Here is a 7,509-nt window from a genome sequence, read left to right on the forward strand (position 1 = left end):
TGCCTATCCCGCCCGCCGCGTGGGGCCCCGGGGGGGGGGGGGCCCCCCCCCCGCCCGCCGGGGGGCTGGCCCCCCCACGCACCCCTGGGTGGCTGCCCACTGCCTTCGGCGGTCAGCCGCCGAGGCGGTCGACGGCGGTGACGCGCAGGACGGCGCGGCCCTCTTCGTCGGAGCCGTAGAGGTCGACCTCGGCGCTGATGCCCCAGTCGCGGTCGCCCGCCGGGTCGTCGAAGATCTGCCGGACGCGCCACAGGCCCTCGTCCTCGACCTCCTCGATCAGCAGCATCTTCGGGCCGCGCGCGTCCGGCCCCGTCCCGAGGTCGTCGTACTCCTCCCAGTACCCGTCCATCGCGTCGGCCCAGCGGTCGCCGTCCCAGCCGTACTCGCTGTCCAGGGCGCCCAGCTCGTCGTAGTGCTCCAGGGCGGCCAGCTCGACCCGGCGGAACATCTCGTTGCGCACCAGCACCCGGAACGCCCGCGCGTTCGCCGTGACCGGCGCCGGCTTCTCGTCCAGCTTGACCTCGGCCGCCTCCGGCTCGGTCGGGTTGGCGAGCTGCTCCCACTCGTCGAGCAGCGAGGAGTCGACCTGCCGCACCAGCTCGCCCAGCCAGGCGATGACGTCCTTCAGGTCGTCGGTCTTGATGTCGTCCGGGACGGTCTGCTCGAGGGCCTTGTACGCGCTCGCCAGGTACCGCAGGACGATGCCCTCGGTGCGGGCCAGCTCGTAGAAACCGACGTAGTCGGTGAAGGTCATCGCCCGCTCGTACAGGTCGCGGACCACGGACTTGGGCGCCAGCGGGTGGTCGCCGATCCACGGGTGCGCCCGGCGGTAGACCTCGTAGGCGTGGCCGAGCAGTTCCTCGAGCGGCTTCGGGTAGGTGATCTCCTGGAGGCGGGCCATCCGCTCCTCGTACTCGATGCCGTCGCGCTTCATCTCGCCGACGGCCTCGCCGCGGGCCTTGTTCTCCTGCGAGGCGAGGATCTGCCGCGGGTCGTCCAGTGTCGCCTCGACCACCGAGACCACGTCCAGTGCGTAGGACGGCGACTCCGGGTCCAGCAGGTCGAAGGTGGCCAGCGCGAAGGTGGACAGCGGCTGGTTGAGCGCGAAGTTCTCCTGCAGGTCCAGGGTGAGGCGGACCCGGCGGCCCTCGGCGTCCGGCTCGTCCAACTGCTCGACGACGCCGCCCTCCAGCAGCGAGCGGTAGATGGCGATCGCCGAGCGGATGTGCCGGCGCTGCGCCGGGCGGTCCTCGTGGTTGTCGGTGAGCAGCTTGCGCATGGCCGGGAAGGCGTCGCCCGGTCGGCCGATCACCGACAGCAGCATGGCGTGGCTGACCTTGAACCGGCTGACCAGCGGCTCCGGGTCGGCCGCGATCAGGCGCTCGAAGGTCTCCTCCGTCCATCCGACGAAGCCCTCGGGGGCCTTCTTGCGGACGACCTTGCGGCGCTTCTTCGGGTCGTCGCCGGCCTTGGCGAGGGCCTTGTCGTTCTCCACCACGTGCTCGGGCGCTTGCGCCACCACGTGGCCGACGGTGTCGAAGCCGGCCCGGCCGGCCCTGCCGGCGATCTGGTGGAACTCGCGGGCCCGCAGCACCCGCACCCGCTGCCCGTCGTACTTGGACAGCGCGGTGAACAGCACGGTGCGGATCGGCACGTTCACGCCGACGCCGAGGGTGTCGGTGCCGCAGATGACCTTCAGCAGGCCGGCCTGGGCGAGCCGCTCGACCAGGCGGCGGTACTTGGGCAGCATGCCGGCGTGGTGCACGCCGATGCCGTGCCGGACGTAGCGGGAGAGGTTGCGGCCGAACTTGGTGGTGAAGCGGAAGTTGCCGATCAGGGCGGCGATGGCGTCCTTCTCCGCCTTGGTGCACATGTTGATGCTCATCAGCGACTGCGCCCGCTCCACCGCCTCCTTCTGGGTGAAGTGCACGACGTACACCGGCGCCTGGCCGGTGGTCAGCAGCTCCTCCAGGGTGTCGTGCAGGGTGGTGCGCCGGTACTCGTAGAACAGCGGCACCGGGCGGGTCGCCGAGCGGACGGAGGTGGTGGGCCGGCCGGTGCGGCGGGTGAGGTCCTCCTCGAAGCGGCGGACGTCGCCGAGGGTGGCGGACATCAGCAGGAACTGCGCCTGCGGGAGCTCCAGCAGCGGGATCTGCCAGGCCCAGCCGCGGTCCGGCTCGGCGTAGAAGTGGAACTCGTCCATGACGACCTGGCCGATGTCGGCCCGCTCGCCGTCGTGCAGCGCGATCTGCGCGAGCACCTCGGCGGTGCAGCAGATGACGGGCGCGGTCGGATTGACGCTGGCGTCGCCGGTCATCATGCCGACCTGTTCGGTGCCGAAGATCTTGCACAGGTCGAAGAACTTCTCCGACACCAGCGCCTTGATGGGCGCGGTGTAGAAGGTGCGCTTGCCCTCGGCCAGGGCGGCGAAGTGGGCGCCGGCGGCGACCAGGCTCTTGCCGGAGCCGGTCGGGGTCGCCAGGATCACGTTGTTCCCGGAGACCAGCTCGATGAGCGCCTCCTCCTGGGCCGGGTAGAGGGTGATGCCGCGCTCCATCGCCCACTCGGCGAAGGTCTCGAACAGGGCGTCGGGGGTGGCGGGCTTCGGCATCAGGTCCAGGAGGGTCACCGGCCTATCTTGCCTGGTCGGGATCGGCCCCGGCAAAGCCCTTGCGGCTCCGGTCCGCGCCGGCCCGGGCCCCGGGACCGCAGCCGGCAGCGGCGGCGCGTGTCGCGCCGCGGAGGAATTCAGTCCATCATCCCCATCGGAAACGCAGGTTTAACCCGCTCGGGCGCCCATTGTTATCAGGGTCTGATTTTCATCCGATCATGGTTTCGCTGCGGAACGCAAAACACCGGAGAGCGTTACAGCGTGGTACTCCACCTGCGGGTGTGAAACTCCTAGTGTCAGCGGTCTACCACGACTTCTGCGAGGAGTTGAGATGAGCCGAGTCGTCAGGGCAGCGCTGTTCCAGACCGCCTGGACGGGGGACAAGGAAACGATGGTCGCGGCCCACGAAAAGGCGGCCCGCGACGCGGCCGCCCAGGGCGCGCAGATCATCGGATTCCAGGAGGTCTTCAACGCCCCGTACTTCTGCCAGGTCCAGGAACCGGAGCACTACTCCTGGGCCGAGCCCGTCCCGGACGGGCCCACCGTCCAGCGCATGCAGGCCCTCGCCAGGGAGCTGCGCATGGTGATCGTCGTGCCGGTCTACGAAGTCGAGCAGCAGGGCTTCTACTACAACACCGCCGCCGTCATCGACGCCGACGGCAGCTACCTCGGCAAGTACCGCAAGCACCACATCCCGCAGGTCAAGGGATTCTGGGAGAAGTACTACTTCAAGCCCGGAAACCTCGGCTGGCCGGTCTTCGAGACCGCCGTCGGCAAGGTCGGCGTCTACATCTGCTACGACCGGCACTTCCCCGAGGGCTGGCGCGCCCTCGGCCTGGCCGGCGCGGAGATCGTCTACAACCCCTCCGCCACCAGCCGGAGCCTCTCCCAGTACCTGTGGCAGCTGGAGCAGCCCGCCGCCGCCGTCGCCAACGAGTACTACATCGCCGCGATCAACCGGGTCGGCGTCGAGGAGTACGGCGACAACGACTTCTACGGCACCAGCTACTTCGTCGACCCGCGCGGCCAGTTCGTCGGCGACGTCGCCTCCGACAAGCACGAGGAGCTCCTGGTGCGCGACCTCGACCTCGACGCCATCGAGCAGGTCCGCCAGCAGTGGGCCTTCTACCGCGACCGCCGCCCGGACGCGTACAACCCGCTCACCCAGGCCTGAGAGGAGCAGCGCCCGTGACCCGTACCGTGATCCGCGGCGGCCTGGTGGTCACCGCCGCCGAGGAACTCGACGCCGACGTGCTGGTCGAGGACGAGAAGATCGTCGCCCTCGCCGCCCGCGGCAGCAGCGCCGCCCAGGACTGGACGGCCGACACGGTCATCGACGCCACCGGGATGTACGTCGTCCCGGGCGGCGTCGACGCCCACACCCACATGGAGCTGCCCTTCGGCGGCACCTCCGCCTCCGACACCTTCGAGACCGGCACCCGGGCCGCCGCCTGGGGCGGCACCACCACCATCGTCGACTTCGCCGTCCAGTCCGTCGGCGCCTCGCTGCGCGAGGGCCTGGATGCCTGGCACGCCAAGGCCGAGGGCAACTGCGCGATCGACTACGGCTTCCACATGATCCTCGCCGACGTCAACGACGCCAGCCTCAAGGAGATGGACCTGCTGGTGGGGGAGGGCGTCACCTCCTTCAAGCTGTTCATGGCCTACCCGGGCGTCTTCTACAGCGACGACGGCAAGATCCTGCGGGCCATGCAGCGCGGCGCCGACAACGGCGGCCTGATCATGATGCACGCCGAGAACGGCATCGCCATCGACGTCCTGGTCGAGCAGGCCCTCGCCGCCGGGAAGACCGACCCCCGCTACCACGGGGAGGTCCGCCGCGAACTGCTGGAGGCCGAGGCCACCCACCGGGCGATCAGGCTCGCCCAGGTCGCCGGCTCCCCGCTGTACGTGGTGCACGTCTCCGCGGCCTCCGCCGTCGCCGAGATCGCCGGCGCCCGCGACCAGGGCCTGCCGGTCTTCGGCGAGACCTGCCCCCAGTACCTGTTCCTCTCCACCGACAACCTCGCCGAGCCCGGCTTCGAGGGCGCCAAGTACGTCTGCTCCACCCCGCTGCGGCCCAAGGAGCACCAGGCCGAGCTGTGGAAGGGCCTGCGCACCAACGACCTCCAGGTGGTCTCCACCGACCACTGCCCGTTCTGCTTCGTCGGGCAGAAGGAGCTCGGCCGCGGCGACTTCTCCAAGATCCCCAACGGCCTGCCCGGTGTGGAGAACCGGATGGACCTGCTTCACCAGGCCGTCGTCGACGGGCACATCACCCGCCGCCGCTGGATCGAGATCGCCTGCGCCACCCCGGCGCGGATGTTCGGCCTCTACCCGAAGAAGGGCACCGTCGCCCCCGGCGCCGACGCCGACATCGTGGTCTACGACCCGAACGCCGTCCAGACGATCTCCGCCGGGACCCACCACATGAACGTCGACTACTCGGCCTACGAGGGCAAGCGGATCACCGGCAGGGTCCGCACCGTGCTCTCCCGCGGCACCGTCGTCGTCGACGGGGACAACTACCTCGGCAGGGCCGGCCACGGCCGGTACCAGCCGCGCGCCACCTGCCAGTACCTCGACCGCTAGGAGCCCCGTGGACATCGGCCTCGTCCTTCAGACCGACCCGCCCGCCCGCCTGCTCATCGACCGGATGAAGCGCGCCGAGGCGGCCGGCTTCACCCACGGGTGGACCTTCGACTCCGTGGTGCTCTGGCAGGAGCCCTTCGTCATCTACAGCCGCATCCTCGCCGAGACCGAGCGGATGACGGTGGGCCCGATGGTGACCAACCCCGCCACCCGCACCTGGGAGGTCACCGCCTCCCTGTTCGCCACCCTCAACGACATGTACGGCAACCGCACCGTCTGCGGCATCGGGCGCGGCGACTCCGCGCAGCGCGTCGCCGGCCGCCGCCCGGCCGGCCTCGCCATGCTCGGCGAGGCCATCCACGCCATCCGGGAACTCGCCGAGGGCCGCACCGTCGAGGTCGACGGCACCGAGATCCACATCCCGTGGGTCAAGGAGGGCGCCCGCCTGCCGGTCTGGATGGGCGCGTACGGGCCCAAGGCGCTGCACCTCACCGGGCAGGTCGCGGACGGCTTCATCCTGCAGCTCGCCGACCCCTACCTCACCGAGTGGATGGTCAAGGCCGTCCGCGACGCCGCCGCCGAGGCCGGCCGCGACCCGGCCTCCGTCACGATCTGCGTCGCCGCCCCGGCGTACGTGACCGCCGACGACTCGCCGGAGGCGCTGGCGCACGCCCGCGAGCAGTGCCGCTGGTTCGGCGGCATGGTCGGCAACCACGTCGCCGACCTGGTCTCCCGCTACGGCGAGCACTCCTCGATGGTCCCCGAGGAGCTCACCGCCTACATCAAGGACCGCCACGGCTACGACTACAGCCACCACGGCCGGGCCGGGAACCCGGACACCGCCTTCGTCCCCGACGAGATCGTGGACCGCTTCTGCCTGATCGGCCCGCCCGAGACGCAGATCGCCAAGCTGCAGCACCTCCGCTCGCTGGGCGTCGACCAGTTCGCCGTGTACGCCATGCACGACGCCATCGAGCCCACCATCGACGCGTACGGCAAGAGCGTCATCCCCGCACTGGCCTGACCCACCGTCGGCCCGACCCACCGCCGGCCGATCCGCCGGTACCAGACGCACCATCACCTTCCCGCTCCCGGCGGCCGCACCCCACGGCGGCCGCCGGGCCGTTCCCCCGCACAAGGTGGTAGCCCGTGTCCACAGCCCAGACCGTCCACGCCGACGGCCGCGTCGAACTCACCGACGGCGCGGACCTCTCCGACCCCCGCTTCGCCAACGACGACCTCAGACCCGTTCCCGTCGCCCGGCGCCGCTGGACCACCTACAACTTCCTCGCCCTCTGTGTCGCGCAAGACAGAACACGAACATCGCGGTAAGGCTGTGACCTGCAGGTCTGCCGACTTCCCTCTTCTTCTCTGTCGATGTCTTCCCCCGCGAGATCCTGCGACCCCCGAGGTGACCCCATGTCCTCCGATGCCCCGTCCATACCTGGAACGTCCATGACCCAGCAGACCTACGCCGACGGCCGGGTCGCCCTCGCCGAGGGAGTCCTCCTGGATGACTCCCGCTTCGTCAACGACGACCTCGCGCCGGTGCCTGTCGCCAGACGGACCTGGGGGGTTTACAACTATCTGAGTCTCTGGGTGGGCATGGCTCACAACATCCCGTCCTGGACGCTGGCCTCCGGCCTGGTCGCGCTCGGCATGGACTGGAAGCAGGCCGTCCTCACCATCGCCCTGGGCAACCTGATCGTGCTGGTGCCGATGCTGCTCACCGGCCACGCCGGCACCAAGTACGGCATCCCCTTCCCGGTGTTCGCCCGGGCCTCGTTCGGGCTGCGCGGGGCGAACCTGCCGGCGATGGTCCGGGCGGCGGTGGCCTGCGCGTGGTTCGGCATCCAGACCTGGATCGGCGGCGAGGGCATCTTCCTGCTCGCCGGGAAGCTGCTGGGCTCCGGCTGGCAGAACGCGTCCCACGTCGGCGGCTACCCGTGGACGCAGTGGCTGTCGTTCCTGATCTTCTGGGTGATCGAGATGGCGATCATCGCCCGCGGCATGGAGACCCTGCGCCGCTTCGAGAACTGGGCGGCGCCGTTCGTCATCGTCGGCGCGCTCGCCCTGCTGATCTGGATCTCGGTGGAGGCCGGCGGCTTCGGCCCACTGCTCGACCAGCCCTCCAGGCTGGGCTGGGACGGCGACTTCTGGAAGGTCTTCTTCCCCGCCCTGATGGGCATGATCGGCTTCTGGTCGACGCTGTCGCTGAACATCCCGGACTTCACCCGCTTCGGCGGCTCGCAGAAGGCGCAGATCCGCGGCCAGGCCCTCGGCCTGCCCACCACCATGACCCTGTT

6 protein-coding genes are annotated in these 7,509 nt (G+C 70.2%); 5 read left to right on the top strand and 1 reads right to left on the bottom strand.

The features are described from left to right. Positions 1-112: 112 nt before the first annotated feature. Entirely contained in the window at positions 113-2,629 is a 2,517-nt protein-coding gene (locus tag AB0M03_RS38865; protein ID WP_363501295.1) for a DUF3516 domain-containing protein, read from the bottom strand. A 313-nt stretch (positions 2,630-2,942) separates the two neighbouring features. Here AB0M03_RS38865 and AB0M03_RS38870 point away from each other — a divergent pair, with 313 nt between their 5' ends. From AB0M03_RS38870 to AB0M03_RS38890, 5 genes are all read left to right on the top strand, one after another. Next, positions 2,943-3,785 carry a nitrilase-related carbon-nitrogen hydrolase gene (locus AB0M03_RS38870; protein ID WP_363501298.1) on the top strand — a complete coding sequence of 281 codons (843 nt, stop codon included), beginning with the start codon at positions 2,943-2,945 and terminating at the stop codon, positions 3,783-3,785. 14 nt (positions 3,786-3,799) lie between these two features. After that, positions 3,800-5,203 (top strand): dihydropyrimidinase, encoded by a 1,404-nt coding sequence (hydA, locus tag AB0M03_RS38875; RefSeq protein WP_363501300.1) that lies wholly within the window; start codon positions 3,800-3,802, stop codon positions 5,201-5,203. A gap of 7 nt (positions 5,204-5,210) precedes the next feature. Beyond that, on the top strand, positions 5,211-6,227 hold the full coding sequence (locus tag AB0M03_RS38880; protein WP_363501302.1) for a TIGR03842 family LLM class F420-dependent oxidoreductase: 1,017 nt from the start codon (positions 5,211-5,213) through the stop codon (positions 6,225-6,227). Between the two features lie 125 nt (positions 6,228-6,352). Beyond that, on the top strand, positions 6,353-6,535 hold the full coding sequence (locus tag AB0M03_RS38885) for a hypothetical protein (protein ID WP_363501308.1): 183 nt from the start codon (positions 6,353-6,355) through the stop codon (positions 6,533-6,535). Positions 6,536-6,622: 87 nt separating this feature from the next. Next, on the top strand, positions 6,623-7,509 hold an 887-nt coding region (locus tag AB0M03_RS38890), incomplete at its 3' end, for a cytosine permease (protein WP_363501305.1).

The sequence above is a fragment of the Kitasatospora sp. NPDC051914 genome (assembly GCF_040680995.1).
Lineage (GTDB): Bacteria > Actinomycetota > Actinomycetes > Streptomycetales > Streptomycetaceae > Kitasatospora.